Origin of the sequence: Crenobacter luteus, assembly GCF_004345725.1 — a bacterium.
GTDB classification, from domain to species: domain Bacteria; phylum Pseudomonadota; class Gammaproteobacteria; order Burkholderiales; family Chromobacteriaceae; genus Crenobacter; species Crenobacter luteus.
Genome location: NZ_SLXG01000001.1, coordinates 22,736 through 41,829, shown reverse-complemented (window position 1 = coordinate 41,829; position 19,094 = coordinate 22,736). Strand labels below are relative to the sequence as shown.

General features: G+C 67.8%; 18 protein-coding genes. All 18 read right to left on the bottom strand.

Annotated elements, in window-relative coordinates; all coding sequences use genetic code 11:
- Positions 1–70: 70 nt before the first annotated feature.
- The 18 genes from trmB to grpE all read right to left on the bottom strand — a co-directional run bounded on the left by trmB (position 71) and on the right by grpE (position 18,915).
- Positions 71–748, bottom strand: a complete 678-nt coding sequence (gene trmB, locus EV683_RS00185) for a tRNA (guanine(46)-N(7))-methyltransferase TrmB (protein WP_131861209.1) — start codon at positions 746–748, stop codon at positions 71–73.
- Positions 749–867: 119 nt separating this feature from the next.
- Positions 868–2,268 (bottom strand): sodium:proton antiporter, encoded by a 1,401-nt coding sequence (locus tag EV683_RS00180; protein ID WP_131861207.1) that lies wholly within the window; start codon positions 2,266–2,268, stop codon positions 868–870.
- A gap of 153 nt (positions 2,269–2,421) precedes the next feature.
- Positions 2,422–2,826, bottom strand: a complete 405-nt coding sequence (gloA, locus tag EV683_RS00175; RefSeq protein WP_066612360.1) for a lactoylglutathione lyase — start codon at positions 2,824–2,826, stop codon at positions 2,422–2,424.
- A 22-nt stretch (positions 2,827–2,848) separates the two neighbouring features.
- Complete coding sequence (locus EV683_RS00170; protein WP_131861205.1) at positions 2,849–3,571, bottom strand: M48 family metallopeptidase; 723 nt, start codon at positions 3,569–3,571, stop codon at positions 2,849–2,851.
- Positions 3,528–4,301 (bottom strand): lysophospholipid acyltransferase family protein, encoded by a 774-nt coding sequence (locus EV683_RS00165; protein ID WP_131861203.1) that lies wholly within the window; start codon positions 4,299–4,301, stop codon positions 3,528–3,530. Before EV683_RS00165 ends, EV683_RS00170 begins: the two co-directional genes overlap by 44 nt.
- Positions 4,302–4,346: 45 nt before the next feature.
- Entirely contained in the window at positions 4,347–4,889 is a 543-nt protein-coding gene (gene gmhB / locus EV683_RS00160; RefSeq protein WP_066612354.1) for a D-glycero-beta-D-manno-heptose 1,7-bisphosphate 7-phosphatase, read from the bottom strand.
- Positions 4,890–4,953: 64 nt separating this feature from the next.
- Entirely contained in the window at positions 4,954–7,014 is a 2,061-nt protein-coding gene (gene glyS / locus EV683_RS00155; RefSeq protein WP_131861201.1) for a glycine--tRNA ligase subunit beta, read from the bottom strand.
- A complete protein-coding gene (locus EV683_RS00150) occupies positions 7,011–7,445 on the bottom strand; it encodes a surface-adhesin E family protein (RefSeq protein WP_131861199.1) in 435 nt (144 codons plus the stop codon). The genes glyS and EV683_RS00150 overlap by 4 nt, the downstream gene beginning before the upstream one ends.
- Entirely contained in the window at positions 7,445–8,338 is an 894-nt protein-coding gene (glyQ, locus tag EV683_RS00145; RefSeq protein WP_131861197.1) for a glycine--tRNA ligase subunit alpha, read from the bottom strand. The genes EV683_RS00150 and glyQ overlap by 1 nt, the downstream gene beginning before the upstream one ends.
- 79 nt (positions 8,339–8,417) lie before the next feature.
- The gene (locus tag EV683_RS00140) at positions 8,418–9,158 is read right to left on the bottom strand and encodes a substrate-binding periplasmic protein (RefSeq protein ID WP_165916767.1); all 741 of its coding nucleotides are present in this window, start codon (positions 9,156–9,158) and stop codon (positions 8,418–8,420) included.
- A 115-nt stretch (positions 9,159–9,273) separates the two neighbouring features.
- Complete coding sequence (gene tdh, locus EV683_RS00135; protein ID WP_131861195.1) at positions 9,274–10,302, bottom strand: L-threonine 3-dehydrogenase; 1,029 nt, start codon at positions 10,300–10,302, stop codon at positions 9,274–9,276.
- Between the two features lie 28 nt (positions 10,303–10,330).
- Positions 10,331–11,542 (bottom strand): glycine C-acetyltransferase, encoded by a 1,212-nt coding sequence (locus EV683_RS00130; protein ID WP_066612333.1) that lies wholly within the window; start codon positions 11,540–11,542, stop codon positions 10,331–10,333.
- A gap of 164 nt (positions 11,543–11,706) precedes the next feature.
- Positions 11,707–12,708 (bottom strand): porphobilinogen synthase, encoded by a 1,002-nt coding sequence (hemB, locus tag EV683_RS00125; protein WP_131861193.1) that lies wholly within the window; start codon positions 12,706–12,708, stop codon positions 11,707–11,709.
- A gap of 56 nt (positions 12,709–12,764) precedes the next feature.
- Entirely contained in the window at positions 12,765–12,989 is a 225-nt protein-coding gene (locus EV683_RS00120) for a hypothetical protein (RefSeq protein WP_131861191.1), read from the bottom strand.
- Between the two features lie 134 nt (positions 12,990–13,123).
- Positions 13,124–14,620 carry an alanine/glycine:cation symporter family protein gene (locus EV683_RS00115; protein WP_066612327.1) on the bottom strand — a complete coding sequence of 499 codons (1,497 nt, stop codon included), beginning with the start codon at positions 14,618–14,620 and terminating at the stop codon, positions 13,124–13,126.
- A gap of 488 nt (positions 14,621–15,108) precedes the next feature.
- Entirely contained in the window at positions 15,109–16,233 is a 1,125-nt protein-coding gene (gene dnaJ, locus EV683_RS00110; protein ID WP_131861189.1) for a molecular chaperone DnaJ, read from the bottom strand.
- Between the two features lie 122 nt (positions 16,234–16,355).
- Positions 16,356–18,272 carry a molecular chaperone DnaK gene (gene dnaK, locus EV683_RS00105; RefSeq protein WP_066612323.1) on the bottom strand — a complete coding sequence of 639 codons (1,917 nt, stop codon included), beginning with the start codon at positions 18,270–18,272 and terminating at the stop codon, positions 16,356–16,358.
- Positions 18,273–18,381: 109 nt separating this feature from the next.
- A complete protein-coding gene (gene grpE / locus EV683_RS00100) occupies positions 18,382–18,915 on the bottom strand; it encodes a nucleotide exchange factor GrpE (protein ID WP_131861187.1) in 534 nt (177 codons plus the stop codon).
- Positions 18,916–19,094 lie beyond the last annotated feature (179 nt).

The window sequence follows — 19,094 nt, the reverse complement described above, 5'->3', positions numbered from 1 at the left end:
CTCGCTGGACTAGACAGGCAAAGCGCAAGGATACCGCAAACCGCCGCCGGGCCGGGAGCGCCGGCGCCGCTCAGCGCGGCGCGGCCGCGCAGCCGGTCAGGTCGGCGCGCACGCGCCACAGCGCGTGGCCCGAGTCGCGGTACTTGCGCTCGAACGGCGTCAGGCACGCGTCGGGCTGCCAGCGCTCGACGTCTGGCGCCTCGCCGGTCAATACCGACAGCGCGAGCGCGTGCTCGCGCGCGTAGATCTCCCAGTTGGTGCGCAACTCGAGCACGCCGCCCAGGCGCGGCAGTTCGGGAAACAGCGCGTGGCCGTGCCAGCGGCGCTGCAGGTGGGCCGGCTTGGGCCACGGGTTCGGGTAGAGCATCCAGTGCTGCGCGAGGCGCACGCCGTCGTCGAGCAGGAGACGCCAGAAGTCGACCAGGTCGGCGCGCACCAGCATGCAGTTGGCCGGCAGCGGCTGCGGCTTGCCGCGCGACAGGCGCTCGAGCGACTGGTCGACGCCGATCACGAAATGGTCGGGATGGCGCTCGGCCAACGTCAGGCTCGACAGGCCGACGCCGCAGCCGGTGTCGAGGATCAGCGGCGTGCAGCCGCCCCACGCGCGCCGCGCCGCCGCGTAGGCCGTCGCGGTGTGCTCGGCCACCGGCTTCCTGAACGGCTGCGCGCGGTGGCGCAGCACGGTTTCGACGAGACGCGGGTGGACGTCGGGCTGCGGGCTGGTGACGGGACGGGAATTGGCTTGCATCGGTCAGGGGAGCGTGGAACGGACGGCCGCCATTATCGCCGCTTTGCCGCGCGCCGGCATCCGGCGCGCCAAAGCAAAAAACCCGCGCCGTGGCGCGGGTTTCGGGAGCGGGTGCGGGCTCAGACCGGGAAAAACAACCAGGTCAGCAGCGCGAACAGCGGCAGCAGGAAAACGCCGGACCACAGCATATAGCCGAAGAAGCTCGGCATCGCGACGCCGCGCTGCTCGGCGATCGCCTTGACCATGAAGTTCGGCGCGTTGCCGATATAGGTCATCGCGCCCATGAACACCGCGCCCATCGAGATCGCCAGCAGCGTCTGCGGCAGCTGGGTCATCATCACGGTCGCGTCGCCGGCGGCCAGGTTGAAGAACACCAGGTAGGTCGGCGCGTTGTCGAGGAAGGCCGACAATGTCCCGGTCATCCAGAAGTACATCGCGTCGATCGGCATGCCGTCCTCGCCCGAGACCATGCCGACCAGGCCGGCCAGCTGGCCGTCGCCGCCGGCGCGCAGGATGGCGATCGCCGGCGCGATGGTGACGAAGATGCCGGCGAACAGCTTGCCGACCTCGAGGATCGGATCCCAGTTGAACTCGTTGCCGGCGCGCACCGGCGCCGGGGTGAACTTCAGCGAGGCGAACGCCAGCGCGATCAGCAGCGCGTCGCGCACCAGGTTCTGCAGCTCAACCGGGGTGCCGACGACGTCGAAGTGCACGCCCGGCTTCCAGAAGCCCGACAGCAACACCGCGCCGATCACGCCGACCAGGAGCAGCAGGTTGAAGCCGCCGACGATGCGGATCGGCGAATCGGGCGTGGCGTCGCGCGCCTCGGCGCCCTCTTTCTGGAAGTAATAGCTGTCGACCGCGTAGAAGATCGCCAGCAGCGCCAGCGAGGTCACGAGTACCGGCAGCGCCATGAACTTCACCGTCCAGAAGAAGTCGACGCCCTTCAGGAAGCCGAGGAAGAGCGGCGGGTCGCCCAGGGGCGTCAGGCCGCCGCCGACGTTGGCGACGAGGAAGATGAAGAACACCACCACGTGCACGTTGTGCTTGCGATTGTCGTTGGCGCGCAGCAGCGGACGGATCAGCAGCATCGCCGCGCCGGTGGTGCCCATCAGCGACGCGAGCACGGTGCCGATGGCGAGGATGCCGGTATTCAGCTTGGCCGAGCCGTGCAGGTTGCCCGCGACCAGGATGCCGCCCGAAATCGTGTACAGCGAGAACAGCAGCACGATGAAGGGGATGTACTCGGTCAACAGCGCGTGCACGACCAGCGCGAGCGTGGTGTGGCCGCCGAAGGTCGCGGTAAACGGCACGAGGAACAGCGCGGTCCACACCGCGGTGATCTTGCCGAAGTGGTGATGCCAGAAGGCGGGGGCGAAGATCGGGAACAGCGCGATCGACAGCAGGATGCCGGCGAAGGGGATCGCCCAGGCGAGGCTGAGCGTCGCGCCGTCGAGGTCGGCGGCGAAGGCCGCGCCGGGTATCAGCGCGGCGGCGAGGAAGGACAGGATGGACTTCATTGGAACTCCCGTGGGGGCGGCCGCGCCGTCGCGGCCGCCGGTTGGCGATGGGCCCGCCCCGCCCTGTCGGGCGGCTGGCGGGCCGGGCTCGTCACACTGCCACGCGGGCAACGTAGCGCTCCCCGCGGCGCGCGGGGAGGAAAGCGTCGGGCGTCAGTCGTGCGCGCCCTGACGCGAACCTTTCTGGATGAACTCGATCTTGTAGCCGTCCGGATCCTCGACGAAGGCGATCACCGTGGTGCCGTGCTTCATCGGGCCGGCCTCGCGCGTCACCTTGCCGCCCTTGGCGCGCACCGCCTCGCAGGCGGCGTAGGCATCGTCGACCTCGATCGCGATATGGCCGTAGGCATTGCCCAGTTCGTAGGCGTCGGTGTCCCAGTTGTGCGTCAGCTCGAGTACCGTCTGGTCGGCCTCGTCGCCGTAGCCGACGAAGGCCAGCGTGAAGCGGCCGTCCGGATAGTTGCTCCGGCGCAGCAGCTTCATGCCGAGCACCTCCTGGTAAAAGGCCAGCGAGCGCTCGAGATTCCCGACGCGCAGCATGGTGTGCAGCAAACGCATGATTTCCTCCTTCTTGTGGGCCCTAACCGTAGCGGAACAGCCGCGCGGCATGCCTTTTGAGCCAGTCGCGACGGGCCGCCCAGTCGGGCAGATGTGAAGCCACTAGAGACCAGAACGCGGTCGAGTGGTTCAGGTGTTCGAGATGACAAAGCTCGTGGACGACGACATAGTCGACGACGGCGACCGGCGCCTGCACCAGCCGCCAGTTCAGCCGCACCGTGCCGTCGGCGGCGCAGCTGCCCCAGCGGCGGCGCGCGTTCGACAGCATCAGCCGGCCCGGCGCGAGCCCGGTCGCGCGCGACCATAAGGCGACGCGCTCGGCCAGCGTCGCCGCCGCCTCGCGGCGCAGCCAGCGCGCGACGAGCGCGCCAAAGGCGTCGAGCTCGCGCTCCGGGTGCGGGCCGGCGACGATCAGCCGGTCGCCGTCGCGCCGGCAGGCGGCGCGGCCCGGGCCGGTCCAGTCGGGCGTCAAGGCTTGGCCGAGCCACTCGGGCGCCGCCGGCAGCGCCGCCAGCTCGGCGCGCCGCGCCGCGTCGGCCAGCCAGTGGCGCAGCAGCCAGTCGCGGCGCGCGTCGAGCACCTCGGCCAGGCGCGCGAGCGGCACCGAGGCCGGCGCGACGAGTTCGATGCGGCCGTCGCGGATCGCGAGGCCAATGCTTTTCCTCGCGCGCCGGATCAGCGCGACCGGCACCTCGCCGCCGTCAGGCAGCGCGAGCGTGAGCGTGAGCGCGGCGCGCCTTGTCATCGGGATGCGCGCACGGGCCGGCGCCGCCGATCTCGCGCTGGCGCGCCTCGATCCAGCCCTCGGCCTCGGCCATCATGTCGGCCGCGTCGCGCCCGTCGGGCAGGATGGGCTTGCCGATCACCACGGTGATCTCGCCCGGATACTTGAGGAAGGAATTGCGCGGCCAGAACTCGCCCGAGTTCAGCGCCACCGGCACCATCGGCACCTGCAATTGCGCCGCCAGCCGCGCCGCGCCGAGTTTGTACTTGCCGGCCAGGCCGGCGCGGATGCGCGTGCCCTCGGGGAAGACGACGATCCAGAAGCCGGCGTCCAGCCGCGCGCGGCCCTGCTTCATCAGCTTGCGCTGCGCCTCGATGCGGTTGCCGCGGTCGATCGCGATCGGCGACATGGTCGCCAGCCCCCAGCCGAAGAACGGAATCCACAACAGCTCGCGCTTGAGCACCCAGACCTGCGGCGGGAAGATCTGCTGCAGCGCCATCGTCTCCCAGCCGGACTGGTGCTTGGACGCGATGACCGACGGCGTGTCGGGAATGTTTTCGCGGCCGATCACCTTGTACGACAGGCCGCAGGTGGTCTTGAGCCACCACAGCATGCTGTGCGTCCAGCCGCTGATGATACGGTGGCGCAGGCGGCGCGGCAGCGGCAGGATCAGGACGGCCAGGATGGCGAACGGCGGGGTCAGCACGGCCAGGCCCAGCCAGTAGAGCAGGTTGCGAATCCAGAGAATCATGTAGGAGCACGAACGCACCGGGTCGCGGCGCGCCCAGTTTAAGGGTTACTGACTGCGGTCGATCAGGTAGCTCGCCGCCGCGTAGAGGTCTTCGAACACCAGCGTGCCCTCGGGCAGACCGCCCTTCTGCAGCGTCTTGCCGCCCTTGCCGGTCTTGACGAGGATGGGCTGGCCGCCGAGTTCGGCGATCGCCTCCAGGTCGCGCAGGCTGTCGCCGATCAAGGGCAGCGTCTCGGGTTTGACGCCGAAGCGCGCGGCGATCTCGCGCACCATGCCCGGCCGGGGCTTGCGGCAGTCGCAGTCGTCGTCGGCCATGTGCGGACAGAACAGCACCGCGTCGATGCGGCCGCCGGCCTGGTTGACCAGCCGGTGCATCTTGGCGTGCATCGCGTTGAGCGCCGCCATGTCGAACAGGCCGCGCGCCAGGCCAGACTGGTTGGTCGCGACGACCACCTTCCAGCCGGCCTGGGTGAACAGCGCGATCGCGTCGAGGCTCTTGTCGATCGGCACCCATTCGGCGGGCGATTTCACGAAGTCGTCGCTGTCGCGGTTGATCACGCCGTCGCGGTCGAGGATCACCATTTTCATGCTTGCGAATCCTGTGCAAGGGCCCGGGTTGGCCGAGGGCTCGGCCAACCCGGGCCGGGCCGGCTTATTCGGCCAACAGCGAGATGTCGGCCACGCGGTTGAACAGGCCGGACAGACGCGCCAACAGCGCGATGCGGTTGGCGCGCACCGCCGCGTCGTCGGCCATCACCATCACCGAGTCGAAGAAGGCGTCGACCGGCGTCTTCAGGCCCGAAAGGAGCGACAGCGCGCCGGTGAAGTCGTGCGCGGCGAAGCGGGCCTCGACCTGCGGCGCGAGCTGCTCGAGCGCGTCGTACAACGCGGTCTCGGCCGCCTCGGACAACAGCGCCGGCTTCACCGCGCCGACCTCGCCCTCGGCCTTCTTCAGGATGTTCTTCACGCGCTTGTTGGCGGCCGCCAGCGTCGCCGCCTCGGGCAGGCGGCGGAACTCGGCCACGGCGGCCAGCACCGCGCGCACTTCGTCGAGGCGGCTCGGCGCGAAGGCCAGCACCGCGTCGACCTCGTCGCCGCGGTAGTCGGCGGCCAGCAGGTTCTTCAGGCGCTCGAGCATGAAACCGTACACCTCGTCGGCGACCGTGGCCGACAGCTTGCCGGCCGGAAACGAGGCGGCGGCGGCGGCCAGCAGCGCCTTCAGGTCCAGCGGCGCCTCCAGCAGCATGCGCAGCACGCCCAAAGCGGCGCGGCGCAGCGCGAACGGATCCTTGTCGCCGGTCGGGATCAGGCCGATGCCCCAGATGCCGACGATGGTCTCGAGCTTGTCGGCCAGCGCGACCGACTGGGCGACCGGCCCCTGCGGCAGCGCGTCGCCGGCGAAGCGCGGACGGTAGTGGTCCTCGATCGCGTCGGCGACCACGTCCGGCTCGCCGTCGAGGCGCGCGTAGTACCGGCCCATCACGCCCTGGAGCTCGGGGAACTCGCCGACCATGTCGGTCAACAGGTCGGCCTTGGCGAGGTAGGCGGCGCGGCCGGCCAGCGCGCGGTCGGCGCCGAGCATGCCGGCGATCTCGCCGGCCAGCGTCTCGAGGCGCGCGACGCGCTCGAGCTGGCTGCCGATCTGGTTGTGGTAGACGACCTCGGCCAACTTCGGCACGCGCGCGTCGAGCTTGTGCTTCTGGTCCTGCTCGAAGAAGAACTTCGCGTCGGACAGCCGCGCGCGCAGCACGCGCTCGTTGCCGTGGATCACGTGGCTCGGGTCGGCCGCCTCGATGTTGGACACCAAGAGAAAGCGGTTCATCAGCCGGCCGGACGCGTCGAGCAGCGGGAAGTACTTCTGATTCTGCTGCATGGTCAGGATCAGGCACTCCTGCGGCACCGCGAGGAAGTCCTCGTCGAAACCGGCCTCGAGCACCACCGGCCACTCGACCAGCGCGGCGACCTCGTCGAACAGCGCGTCGTCGGCGGCGATGGTCGCGCCAAGCTTGCGGGCGTGGTCCTCGAGGCGGCTGCGCGTCAGCTTGGCGCGCGCCTCGAAGCTGGCGACCACCTTGCCCTCCTCGAACAGCGTGCGCGCATAGGCGTCGGCGTCGGGAATCGACACCGGGCCGGCGGACAGGAAGCGGTGGCCGCCGGTGACGCGGCCGCTCGCAAAGCCGAGCACCTCGCCGGCGACGACGGCGTCGCCGTGCAGCATCACCAGGCCGTGCACCGGGCGCACGAACTGGTGTTCGGAGTCGGCCCAGCGCATCAGCTTGGGCGCCGGCAGCTTCTTGAGCGCGGTGGCGACGATGCCCGACAGCACGGCCGCGAGCGGCTCGCCGGCCTTGGTCGATTCGTAGGCGTACACGTCCTGCTTGCCGTCGCTGGAGACGGAAAGCTGCTCGATGGCCACGCCGCAGGAGCGCGCGAAGCCCTCGAGCGCCTTGGTCGGCGCGCCGTCCTTCATGCCGGCGGCCAGCGACGGGCCTTTCCTGACGATGTGCTGGTCCGGCTGCACGGCGAGCACGCCGGGCAGGCTGACCGCGAGACGGCGCGGGCTGGCGAACACGTGCGCCTCGGCGTCGGGCGCGGCGAACTGCAGCTTCTTCAGCTCCTCGGCGATGGTGTCGGCGAAACTGGCCGCCAGTTTCGGCAGCGCCTTGGGCGGCAGTTCCTCGGTAAACAGTTCGATCAGCAGGGTTGCGTTCATGGTGTCGGTGATTTCTTGTTCGGAGCGCTTCGGCCAAGCTCGCACACCCGCGTCAGCATCGCGTCGGCGACCGAGCCCTCGTAGACGGGCTGCCAGCTGCGGTTGTAGCTCTGCAGCGGGAACAGCGTCGCGTAGAGCGTGCGGCCGGAGGCGCTGTGGTAGCTCGACGACACAAGCTGGTAGCGGTAGCGCCCGCAGTCGGCCCAGCCCTCGCTGCGGCGGATCGCGTAGCGGACGTTGTAGCGCTTGTCGTAGCGGCGCTCGGCAAAGCGCTCCTGGTTCACGAAATGGACCAGCCCGTTCTCGCGCCAGACCGCGTCGCGGTCTATCGCCAGCTCGAGCGCCTCGCCCGCCTCGTACACCAGCCAGTCGGCGGCGAGGGCGGGCGGCGCGGCGAGCAGCGCGGCGGCGAGCGCGGGCCAGCGCGTCATCACTCGGCCTTGGCCAGCATCGGGAAGCCGAGCGCTTCGCGCGAGTCGTAGTAGGCCTGCGCGACGAGGCGGGCCAGCGCGCGCACGCGGCCGATGTAGGCGGCGCGCTCGGTCACCGAGATCGCGCCGCGCGCGTCGAGCAGGTTGAAGGTGTGCGAGCACTTGACGACCATCTCGTAGGCCGGCAGCGCCAGATTCGCCTCGATCAGCCGACGCGCCTCGCCCTCGAAGTCGGAGAACAGGCGGAACAGCAGCTCGACGTTGGCCGACTCGAAGTTGTAGGTCGACTGCTCGACCTCGTTCTGGTGGTAGACGTCGCCGTAGCTCACCTTCGTGCCGTCCGGCGCGATCGACCAGACGAGGTCGTAGACGTTCTCGACGCCCTGCAGGTACATCGCCAGGCGCTCGAGGCCGTAGGTGATCTCGCCGAGCACCGGCTTGCAGTCGAGGCCGCCGACCTGCTGGAAGTAGGTGAACTGCGTCACCTCCATGCCGTTCAGCCACACCTCCCAGCCCAGCCCCCAGGCGCCGAGCGTCGGGCTCTCCCAGTCGTCCTCGACGAAGCGGATGTCGTGCACTGTCGGGTCGATGCCCAGCTCCTTCAGCGAACCGAGGTAGAGGTCCTGGATGTTGGCCGGGTTCGGCTTGAGCGCGACCTGGAACTGGTAGTAGTGCTGCAGGCGGTTCGGGTTCTCGCCGTAGCGGCCGTCCTTCGGGCGGCGCGACGGCTGCACGTAGGCGGCGCGCCACGGTTCGGGGCCGAGCGCGCGCAGGAAGGTGGCGGTGTGAAAGGTGCCCGCGCCCATTTCCATATCGTAGGGCTGCAACAGCACGCAGCCTTGATCGTTCCAGTACTGCTGAAGTCGAAGGATGATTTGCTGAAAGGTGAGCATAGGGCGCTGTCGGGTTGGATAAACAAACGCCGATTGTAATGCCTAAGCGCCGCCGCGCGAAAGCAAGCGCCGCGCGGGCTCAGTGCAGGCCGTAACGGCGCTTGAGCGCGCTCACCGTGCCGGCCTCGCGCAACAGGAAACGGTCGAAGTCGGCGATGCGCTCCGGGTGCTGGCGGCTGGAGAGGCGCAGCTCGTGCCGGTCGAAGGGCAGGGTCGGGTCGGCGACGAGCTTGCCGTCGAGCTTGAGCAGGGCCAGGCGCAGGCGCGCGACCTGGAAGTCGACGTAGACCGCGTCGAGCCGGCCGAGCGCGAGCAGCTGGAACAACGCGTCCAGACTCTGGCTCTCGAACACGGCGATCTGGCCGCTCTGCACCTCGCGCCGGATCGCCTGCGCCACGAAGCCCTTGACGATGCCGACGCGCCGTACGCGGGCGAGCGAACGCCCCGTTTCGCCGCGTCGCACCACCAAGCCCTCGAGCAGCACGCCGACCGGCTGGCTGTAATGCACCGCCTTGCCCTGCTTGGCGTCCTCGTGCCAGGCCGGATGGTCGGGAAAGGCGAAATCGAGCCGGTCGCTGCCGAGAAAAAGGCGGACCTGGTCGGGGATCTCCATCGGCTCGTAGCTGAAACGCAGGCCGCGCGAAGCAGCGTAGGCGTCCAGCAGGTCGCGCGCGTAGCCGCGGTAGCCGCGACCGTCGCTGACGTAGAAGGGATAGTAGTCCAGCCGCTCGACGCCGACGCGCAGCACCGGGCCGGCCACGGCGAGTGCCGCCGGGACGGTCAGCGCGGCGAGCGCGCAGGCGAGGAAGAAACGGAACATGCTGGAAAAGGCGGGCGGCGGCGCGCCCGCAGGTGCGCGCCGCCATACCATTGTCAATTCGGGAAAGAGCGCATCTTAGCCATGACAACGGTTTGACACAAGCGCGTGCCGCATCTTAGCCGATCCAGTCGAGCACGACCTTGCCCGAGCGGCCGGACAGCATCGCGTCGAAGCCCTCGCGGTAGCGCTCGACCGGGAAGCGGTGCGTGACCATTGGCGTCAGGTCCAGCCCCGACTGCAGCAAGGCGACCATCTTGTACCAGGTCTCGAACATCTCGCGGCCGTAGATGCCGCGCATCTCCAGCCCCTTGAAGATCACCTGGTTCCAGTCGATCGCGGTCTCGCCGGGGGGGATGCCCAACAGCGCGAGCTTGCCGCCGTGGTTCATCACGTCGAGCATCTGGCGGAAGGCGGCCGGGTTGCCCGACATCTCGAGCCCGACGTCGAAGCCCTCGTGCATGTCGAGTTCGGCCATCACCGTCTTCAGCTCCTCGCGCGCGACGTTGACCGCGCGGCTCGCGCCCATGGCGCGCGCCAGCTCGAGCCGGTAGTCGTTGACGTCGGTGACGACCACGTGGCGGGCGCCGACGTGGCGCGCGACGGCAGAGGCCATCGCGCCGATCGGCCCGGCGCCGGTGATCAGCACGTCCTCGCCGACCAGGTTGTAGGCGAGAGCGGTATGCACCGCGTTGCCGAACGGGTCGAAGATCGCCGCCAGCTCGTCGGGGATGTCGTCGGGAATGTGGAAGGCGTTGAAGGCCGGGATGACCAGATAGTCGGCGAAGGCGCCGGGCCGGTTGACGCCGACGCCGACGGTGTTGCGGCACAGGTGGCGACGGCCGGCGCGGCAGTTGCGGCAATGGCCGCAGGTGATGTGCCCCTCGCCGGAGACGCGGTCGCCGATCTTGAAGCCTTCGACCTCGGAACCGATCGCCTCGATCACGCCGACGTATTCGTGACCGACCTGCATCGGCACCGGAATGGTCTTCTTCGCCCAGTCGTCCCAGTTCCAGATATGGATGTCGGTGCCGCAGATCGCGGTTTTGACGATGCGGATCAGCACGTCGTTGTGGCCGACCTCGGGGCGGGCCATCCGGGTCAGCGTCAGCCCCGGACCGGCGGTAAGTTTCGCGAGTGCGCGCATGGTGGTGTCCCCTCGTTTGCGTACCGTCTCAACGGTCGGCGCGGATCACGCCGAGCGCTCGGCCAACCCTGGCGAAGGCGGCGATCGCCGCGTCGATGTCGTCCTCCGAATGCGCCGCCGACATCTGCGTGCGGATGCGCGCCGCGCCACGGGGCACCACCGGGTAGGAAAAGCCGATCACGTAGACGCCCTCCTCGAGCAGCTTCGCCGCCATCTCGGCCGCCAGCGCCGCCTCGCCGAGCATCACCGGCACGATCGGGTGCTCGCCCGGCACCAGCTTGAAGCCGGCGGCGCTCATGCCGGCGCGGAAGCGTTCGGCGTTGGCCTTGAGGCGCGCGCGCAGCGCGGCGCCCTCCGCGTCGACGATCTTCAGCGCTTCGAGGCTGGCGGCGGCGATCGCCGGCGCGAGGCTGTTGGAGAACAGGTAGGGGCGCGACCGCTGGCGCAGCATCGCAATCATCGCCGCGCGGCCGGACACGTAGCCGCCCGAGGCGCCGCCGAGCGCCTTGCCGAGCGTGCCGCTGTACAGGTCGACGCGGTCGGCGACGCCGCAGTGCTCGGGCGTGCCGGCGCCGGTGTCGCCCATGAAGCCGACCGCGTGCGAGTCGTCGACCATCACCAGCGCGCCGTACTGCTCGGCCAGGTCGCAGATGGCCGCGAGGTCGGCGATGACGCCGTCCATCGAGAACACGCCGTCGGTGACGATCAGCTTGAAGCGCGCGCCGTCCTCCTCGGCGGCCTTAAGCTGCGCCTCGAGGTCGGCCATGTCGTTGTTGGCGTAGCGGTAGCGACGAGCCTTCGACAGCCGGATCCCGTCGATGATGGACGCGTGGTTCAGCGCGTCGGAGATCACCGCGTCGTCGTCGGTCAGCAGCGTCTCGAACACGCCGCCGTTGGCGTCGAAGCAGCTCGAATAGAGGATGGTGTCGTCGGTGCCCAACAACGCCGAGATCGCCGCCTCCAGCTCCTTGTGCACGGTCTGCGTGCCGCAGATGAAGCGCACCGACGCGCAGCCGTAGCCGTAGGCGTCGAGCCCGGCCTTCGCGGCGGCGACGAGGCGCGCATCGTCGGCGAGGCCGAGGTAGTTGTTGGCGCAGAAGTTGAGCAGCGTACGGCCGTTGTCGGCGAGGTGGAGGTGCGGCCGCTGCGGACTGGCGATCACGCGTTCGGGCTTCTCGAAGCCGGCGGCGCGCAGGTGGGCGAGCTCCGCTTCGAGATGGGCGAGGTAGGTGTGGTTCATGAATCTCCCCGGGGTTGGCCGGGCGCGCGGTTCGCGCACCCGCAAAAACGGCCGCATCCGGGATCGCCGGATCGGCCGTTCGGCTTGATTCGATTGTAGACCTGCCCACCCGCGACGGGGAAAAATTTATGCAATATGGAAGTCGCGCACACCGCGGCGCGCGCTCAGCCCTTGAGCACGCGCGCCGCGTCGAGCGCGAAGTAGCTGAGGATGCCGTCGGCACCGGCGCGCTTGAACGCCAACAGCGCCTCCATCATGCACTTTTCCTCGTCGAGCCAGCCGTTCTCTCCGGCGGCCTTCAGCATCGCGTACTCGCCCGACACCTGGTAGGCGAAGGTCGGCACGCAAAATTCGTCCTTCACGCGGCGGATCACGTCCAGGTAGGGCATGCCGGGCTTGACCATCACCATGTCGGCACCCTCGGCGAGGTCGTAGGCGATTTCCTGCAGCGCCTCGTCGCCGTTGGCCGGGTCCATCTGGTAGGTATTCTTGTCGGCCTTGCCGAGGTTGGCCGAGCTGCCGACCGCGTCGCGGAACGGACCGTAAAAGCTGGAGGCGTACTTGGCCGAGTAGGCCATGATGCGCGTGTGGATGAAGCCGTCGGCCTCGAGCGCGTCGCGGATCGCGCCGATGCGGCCGTCCATCATGTCGGAAGGCGCGACCACGTCGACGCCGGCCTCGGCGTGACAGAGCGCCTGGCGCACCAGCACCTCGACGGTGACGTCGTTGAGCACGTAGCCGGCGTCGTCGATCACGCCGTCCTGGCCGTGGATGGTGTACGGGTCGAGCGCGATGTCGGTCATCACACCCAGCTCAGGGAAGCGCGCCTTCAGTTCGCGCACCGCGCGCGGCACCAGCCCGTCCGGGTTGTACGCCTCGTCGGCGTTGTTGCTCTTGCCCGACTCGATCACCGGAAACAGCGCCAGCATCGGGATGCCGAGCTCGAGCGCGGCTTCGGCGGTGACGAGCAGTTTGTCGAGGCTCTGGCGCGTCACGCCCGGCATCGAGGCCACCGCCTGCTCCCGGTTGTCGCCCTCGAGCACGAACACCGGGTAGATCAGGTCATTGGCGGTCAGCACGTTCTCGCGCATCAGGCGGCGCGAGAAGTCGTCGCGGCGCATGCGGCGCGGCCGCGCGGCGGGGAAGGCTCGGTGGGCAAAGTTCATGTCGTTCTCGTCGGAAAAATGATCACGCGAAAGAGATAACTGGCGAGGGAGGCGCCTCAGTCGGCCGGCTTCCCGTCGCCCGCGTCGCCGGCGCCATCCTGCCGGGCGAGCGCGGCGCGCGTCGCCTCGCTGCGCGCCGCGGCGTCGAAGCGCTTGTGGCGCGTCAGCGACGCGGGCAGCGTCGGCGGCGGCTCCTTCCTCGCCAGACGCGCCAGCGTGCCGATCACGGTGACGACGGGGGTGACGATCAGGCCCAGCCACAGCCAGACGGACGCTTTCATCGGAATTCCTCGGCCAGGTCCGCGCCGCCGGGCGGCGCGGACGAAAAAAAACACGCCGGAACGGCGTGTTTGCAAGTGTACTCCCCCGTGCCGCCGCCCGTCACGGGGACGGCGGCACGGGGAGGAAGCGGACCTTAACGACCGCTGCTTTCCTCTACCGGACGGACCACGGTGCTGCCGGCCTGTTTGGCGGCGCGCTTCTTGCCGTAGCCGATCCAGAAGTCGGCACCCTTGATGCCCAGCTTGGTGGGATCGAACACCGGGTCGAGACCGGCCTTCTTCTGCGCTTCGTAGTCGCGCAGCGCGGCGAAGGCGGGCTTCTGCAGCAGGATGATCGCGGCGATGTTCAGCCAGGCCATCAGGCCGACGCCGATGTCGCCCAGGCCCCAGGCCACGGCGGCGGTCTTCACGCAGCCGTAGACGACGGCAGCCATGATCGCGATCTTCAGCGCGAACATCATCCACGGACGGTGGATCTTGCGGTTGATGTAGGCGATGTTGGTTTCGGCGATGTAGTAGTAGGCGACGATGGTCGTGAACGCGAAGAAGAACAGCGCGATCGCGACGAAGATGGAACCGAAGCCCGGCATCACGCTCTCGATGGCGTTCTGGGTGTAGGCCGGACCGGCGTCGATGCCCGGCAGGCCGTTCACCAGCAGGCTGCCGTCGGCCCCCTTGACGTTGTACATGCCGGTCAGGATCAGCATGAAGGCGGTCGCCGAGCAGACGAACAGGGTGTCGACGTAGACCGAGAAGGCCTGCACCAGACCCTGCTTGGCCGGGTGGCTGACCTCGGCGGCGGCCGACGGGTGCGGACCGGTGCCCTGGCCGGCTTCGTTCGAGTACACGCCGCGCTTCACGCCCCACTGGATCGCCATGCCGAGGATGGCGCCGAAACCGGCTTCCATGCCGAAGGCGCTCTTGATGATCAGCATGAAGGCTGCCGGCAGCTCGGAAATGTTCAGCGCGATGATCACGCAGGCGACCAGGATGTAGCCCAGCGCCATGAAGGGCACGACGATCTCGGCGAAGGTCGCGATGCGCTTGACGCCGCCGAAGATGATGAAGCCCAGCATGATCGCCAGGATGCCGGCGGTCACCGACGGCACGATGCCGAAGGCATTCTCGAGGCCGGAGGCGATGCTGTTCGCCTGTACGCCCGGCAGCAGCAGGCCGCAAGCGAGGATGGTGGCGACGGCGAAGGTCCAGGCGTACCACTTCATGCCCAGGCCCTTCTCGATGTAGTAGGCCGGACCGCCGCGGTACTGGCCGTCGTTGTCTTCCTTGTAGATCTGCGCCAGCGTCGACTCGACAAAGGCGGAGCTGGCGCCGAGGAAGGCGACCAGCCACATCCAGAACACCGCACCCGGACCGCCGAAGGTGATCGCGGTCGCGACGCCGGCGATGTTGCCGGTACCGACGCGGCCGGCCAGCGACATGGTCAGCGCCTGGAACGACGACACGCCCTCGTTCGAACCCTTGCCCTGAAACATCAGGAGAACCATCTCCTTGGCATGGCGAACCTGCAGGAAGCGGCCACGCAGCGAGAAGTACAGACCCACGCCCAGGCACAGATAGATCAGCGCCGGACTCCAGATATACCCGTTAATCCAATCCACCAATTCGTTCATCGTGTGAATTCCTCTATTTCTGCTTCGACAGCAGTCGCACCCGGTGGAGCGCTCCCGCACATTGTCGGCGCGGTCGGGACGATGGTCCTGCCGGCCTTTAGTTTTGATGCCTGCCCGGACCCCGATACGACATCGTTTGGCAAAGGGCCCTCAGGCAGGGAGAGAAAATATTGTATCCATTCGGCAGGACCAACAAGGAATAACCCCTACTTATCTCACCCATAACGATGCTGCCATGCAGCAAAAACAGAATTCCATACCGAAACCAGGGGGGAACCCTTCCGGCAACGCAAGGCAGGTCAAGGCTTTTTCGGGCACGCCCCATGTGTGCAGTCGCAATATCCCTCCCCGAAAAAAACATCGTGCACCGCGGCCCGAAACGCAGATTTCGTCACGCGGCGACATCATTTCCGCGCTCTTGCCGCCCGGCGAGGAACAAAAAAACGGCAACCGTCGCCGGTTGCCGTCGCCTTGCGCGCCCGTTCCTCTCAGTCGAAGAACTCGCGCAGCTTGTCCATGAACGACTTGGCGCGCGGGTTGTGCGTGACGGTGTCGCCCTCGGCGACCGACTCGAACTCGCGCAGCAATTCCTTCTGGCGCTCGGTCAGGTTGACCGGCGTCTCGACCACCACGTGGCACATCAGGTCGCCGTAGTCGGCGCCGCGCACCGACTTGACGCCCTTGCCCCTGAGGCGCAGCACGCGGCCGGTCTGCGTCTCGGCCGGGATCTTCAGCCGCGCCATGCCTTCCAGCGTCGGGATGTCGACCTCGCCGCCGAGCGCCGCGGTCGCGAACGAGATCGGCATCTCGCAGTGCAGGTTCATGCCGTCGCGGCGGAACACCGGGTGCGGTTTGAGGTGGATCTGCACGTAGAGGTCGCCGGCCGGGCCGCCGTTGACGCCCGGCTCGCCCTGGCCGGCGTTGCGGATCTTCATGCCGTCGTCGATGCCGGCCGGGATCTTGACGTTGAGCTTGCGGCTCTTACGCACGCGGCCGCCGCCGTGGCAGGCGCCGCACGGGTCGGTGATCTGCTTGCCGCTGCCGTGGCAGGTCGGGCAGGTCTGCTGGATCGAGAAGAAGCCCTGCGAAAGGCGTACCTGGCCGTGGCCGCCGCAGGTCGAGCAGGTCTTGGGCTGCGTACCGGGCTTGGCGCCGCTGCCGTGGCAGGTGTCGCACTCTTCCATCACCTGGAATTCGAGCTGACGCTCGCAGCCCTTCGCGGCGTCCTCGAGGCTGATCTCGAGGTTGTACTGCAGGTCGGCGCCGCGGTAGACGTTCGAGCGTCCGCCGCCACCGCCGGCGCGGCCGCCGAAGATGTCGCCGAAGATGTCGGCGAACGCGTCGCCGAAGCCGCCGAAGCCGCCTCCGCCCCCCATGCCGGCCTGCGGGTCGACGCCGGCGTGACCGAACTGGTCATAGGCGGCGCGCTTTTCCGGATCGGACAGCATCTCGTACGCCTCCTTGACCTCCTTGAACTTCTCCTCGGCCTCGTGGCTGTCCGGGTTGCGGTCCGGGTGGTACTTCATCGCCAGCTTGCGATAGGTCTTCTTGATCTCGTCCTCGCTGGCGTTCTTCGCCAGCCCGAGCACTTCGTAGTAATCGCGCTTTGCCATGCTTGATTTGCCTGTTCATTGCCTAGCGCCCGCGCGGCGAGCAGCACCGCCGCCTGCGCAAGGCACCATAAAAAGCAGGGGGCACGCGTGGCGGCCCCCTGCGATCGGCTCACGCCCGACGCTTACTTCACTTCCTTGAATTCGGCGTCGACCACGTTGTCGTCGTCCGGCTTGCCGGCCGAAGCGCCCGGCTGGGCCTGCGCGCCGGCCTCGGCGCCCTTGTCGGCGTACATCTGCTCGGCCAACTTGTGCGACGCGCTCATCAGCGCTTCGACCTTGGCGTCGATCGCTTCCTTGTCCTCGCCCTTGAGCGCCTCTTCGGCCTCTTTCAGCGCGGCTTCGATCGCGGTCTTCTCGTCGGCCGACACCTTGTCGCCGTACTCGGTCAGCGATTTCTTCACCGAGTGCACCAGCGCCTCGCCCTGGTTCTTGGCCTGCACCAGCTCGTGCAGCTTCTTGTCTTCCTCGGCGTTGACCTCGGCGTCCTTCACCATGCGCTGGATCTCTTCTTCGGACAGACCCGACGAAGCCTGGATGGTGATCTTGTTCTCCTTGCCGGTCGCCTTGTCCTTGGCCGACACGTGCAGGATGCCGTTGGCGTCGATGTCGAAGGTCACCTCGATCTGCGGCATGCCGCGCGGCGCCGGCGGGATATCCGACAGGTTGAACTGGCCGAGCGACTTGTTGGCCGAGGCGCGCTCGCGCTCGCCCTGCAGCACGTGGATCGTCACCGCGTTCTGGTTGTCCTCGGCGGTCGAGAAGGTCTGGCTCGCCTTGGTCGGGATGGTGGTGTTCTTCTGGATCAGCTTGGTCATCACGCCGCCGAGGGTCTCGATGCCGAGCGACAGCGGCGTCACGTCCAGCAGCAGCACGTCGGTGCGGTCACCGGCGAGCACCGAGCCCTGGATCGCGGCGCCGACGGCGACGGCTTCGTCCGGGTTCACGTCGCGGCGCGGCTCCTTGCCGAAGAATTCCTTCACCTTCTCAAGCACCTTCGGCATGCGGGTCTGGCCGCCGACCATGATCACGTCGTGGATGTCGGACACCGACAGGCCGGCATCCTTCAGCGCGACGCGGCACGGCTCGATCGAACGCTCGATCAGGTCTTCGACCAGCGATTCGAACTTGGCGCGGGTGATCTTCATCGCCAGGTGTTTCGGACCGGTGGCGTCCATGGTGATGTACGGCAGGTTCACCTCGGTCTGCGCGGCGGAGGACAGCTCGATCTTGGCCTTCTCGGCCGCTTCCTTCAGGCGTTGCAGCGCCATCACGTCGTTCTTCAGGTCGACGCCCTGCTCGCGTTTGAACTCGGTGACGATGTAGTCGATGATGCGCTGGTCGAAGTCCTCGCCACCGAGGAAGGTGTCGCCGTTGGTGGCCAGCACCTCGAACTGCTTGTCGCCGTCGACGTCCGCGATCTCGATAATCGAGATGTCGAAGGTGCCGCCACCCAGGTCGTACACCGCGATCTTGGTGTCGCCCTTCTCGTGCTTGTCCATGCCGAACGCGAGCGCCGCGGCGGTCGGTTCGTTGATGATGCGCTTCACTTCGAGGCCGGCGATGCGGCCGGCGTCCTTGGTCGCCTGGCGCTGGCTATCGTTGAAGTAGGCCGGCACGGTGATCACCGCCTCGGTCACTTCCTCGCCCAGGTAGTCCTCGGCGGCCTTCTTCATCTTGCGCAGGACCTCGGCGGAGATCTGCGGCGGCGCCATTTCCTTGTCGCGCACCTTGACCCAGGCGTCGCCGTTGCCGGCCTTGACGATCTGGAAGGGCATCAGCTCGATATCCTTCTGGACTTCCTTGTCCTCGAAGCGGCGGCCGATCAGGCGCTTGACCGCGTACAGCGTGTTCTTCGGGTTGGTGACCGCCTGGCGCTTGGCCGGCGCGCCGACCAGGATCTCGCCGTCTTCCATGTAGGCGATGATCGACGGCGTGGTGCGCGCGCCCTCGGCGTTCTCGATCACGCGCGCCTGGTCGCCCTCGACCACGGCCACGCAGGAGTTGGTGGTACCCAGGTCAATACCGATGATTTTTCCCATTTTTCAATCCTTTCCAAATTTCATGCGGCGCGCGGGGAACTTTTCTCGACGTCCGCTGCCGCGTCTTGTCTGCTAAGTCGTGGCGCCCTCCACGATTTCAAGAGGGCGGTTATTCCTGTCCCTTGGACACCACCACCATCGCCGGGCGCAGCACGCGCTCGGCGACCAGATAACCCTTCTGCATCACGCGCACGACGGTATTCGGCTCGGCGTCCGACGGCTCGGCGCTGATCGCCTGGTGCTTGTGCGGGTCGAGCTTTTCGCCGACCGGGTTGAGCTCGACGATCTGCGCCTTCTCGAACGCCGACGCCAGTTGCTTGAGCGTGAGGTCGACACCGAACTTCAACGCGTCGAACTGGCCGCTCTGATCGGCGAGCGCCATCTCGAGGCTGTCCTTTACCGCCAGCAACTCCTGCGCGAACTTGTTGATCGCGTACTTCTGCGCGTTCATCACCTCTTCGGCGCTACGGCGGCGCAGGTTCTCCATCTCGGCGCGCGTGCGCAGGAACTGGTCCTTCAGTTCGGCCAGCTCGGCCTCCAGCGCCGCCACCCGGTCGCCACCCTCCGCCTCGACCGGCTCGGCCAAGGTGTCGGCCTGGGTGTCCTGCAATGTTTCGTCGATCGGGTTCGTGTTCTCTTGCATCACGCCATCCTCGGATTTAAGGGGGATTTTCAAAGACTTTCCCTAAGTAGGGGCTTTGTCCGCCACTTCAAGCCCCACCGCGACACCGCCGCCCCGCATGCCCCCTGCTCATATTGCAACGCAAAATCAGCATTTTCGAAACGCACGCCGGGGCGCTCTTTTTTCGCTTTAAAACAGGA

What these genes read in the sequence shown, in the direction of transcription:
- glyQ (WP_131861197.1), bottom strand. Translation starts at nt 8,338, where the DNA reads ATGCTCACCTTTCAGCAAATCATCCTTCGACTTCAGCAGTACTGGAAC.
- EV683_RS00130 (WP_066612333.1), bottom strand. Translation starts at nt 11,542, where the DNA reads ATGAACCACACCTACCTCGCCCATCTCGAAGCGGAGCTCGCCCACCTG.
- hemB (WP_131861193.1), bottom strand. Translation starts at nt 12,708, where the DNA reads ATGAACTTTGCCCACCGAGCCTTCCCCGCCGCGCGGCCGCGCCGCATG.
- glyS (WP_131861201.1), bottom strand. Translation starts at nt 7,014, where the DNA reads ATGAACGCAACCCTGCTGATCGAACTGTTTACCGAGGAACTGCCGCCC.
- grpE (WP_131861187.1), bottom strand. Translation starts at nt 18,915, where the DNA reads ATGCAAGAGAACACGAACCCGATCGACGAAACATTGCAGGACACCCAG.
- gmhB (WP_066612354.1), bottom strand. Translation starts at nt 4,889, where the DNA reads ATGAAAATGGTGATCCTCGACCGCGACGGCGTGATCAACCGCGACAGC.
- EV683_RS00140 (WP_165916767.1), bottom strand. Translation starts at nt 9,158, where the DNA reads ATGTTCCGTTTCTTCCTCGCCTGCGCGCTCGCCGCGCTGACCGTCCCG.
- EV683_RS00165 (WP_131861203.1), bottom strand. Translation starts at nt 4,301, where the DNA reads ATGATTCTCTGGATTCGCAACCTGCTCTACTGGCTGGGCCTGGCCGTG.
- EV683_RS00120 (WP_131861191.1), bottom strand. Translation starts at nt 12,989, where the DNA reads ATGAAAGCGTCCGTCTGGCTGTGGCTGGGCCTGATCGTCACCCCCGTC.
- trmB (WP_131861209.1), bottom strand. Translation starts at nt 748, where the DNA reads ATGCAAGCCAATTCCCGTCCCGTCACCAGCCCGCAGCCCGACGTCCAC.
- EV683_RS00180 (WP_131861207.1), bottom strand. Translation starts at nt 2,268, where the DNA reads ATGAAGTCCATCCTGTCCTTCCTCGCCGCCGCGCTGATACCCGGCGCG.
- tdh (WP_131861195.1), bottom strand. Translation starts at nt 10,302, where the DNA reads ATGCGCGCACTCGCGAAACTTACCGCCGGTCCGGGGCTGACGCTGACC.
- EV683_RS00150 (WP_131861199.1), bottom strand. Translation starts at nt 7,445, where the DNA reads ATGACGCGCTGGCCCGCGCTCGCCGCCGCGCTGCTCGCCGCGCCGCCC.
- EV683_RS00170 (WP_131861205.1), bottom strand. Translation starts at nt 3,571, where the DNA reads ATGACAAGGCGCGCCGCGCTCACGCTCACGCTCGCGCTGCCTGACGGC.
- gloA (WP_066612360.1), bottom strand. Translation starts at nt 2,826, where the DNA reads ATGCGTTTGCTGCACACCATGCTGCGCGTCGGGAATCTCGAGCGCTCG.
- EV683_RS00115 (WP_066612327.1), bottom strand. Translation starts at nt 14,620, where the DNA reads ATGAACGAATTGGTGGATTGGATTAACGGGTATATCTGGAGTCCGGCG.
- dnaJ (WP_131861189.1), bottom strand. Translation starts at nt 16,233, where the DNA reads ATGGCAAAGCGCGATTACTACGAAGTGCTCGGGCTGGCGAAGAACGCC.
- dnaK (WP_066612323.1), bottom strand. Translation starts at nt 18,272, where the DNA reads ATGGGAAAAATCATCGGTATTGACCTGGGTACCACCAACTCCTGCGTG.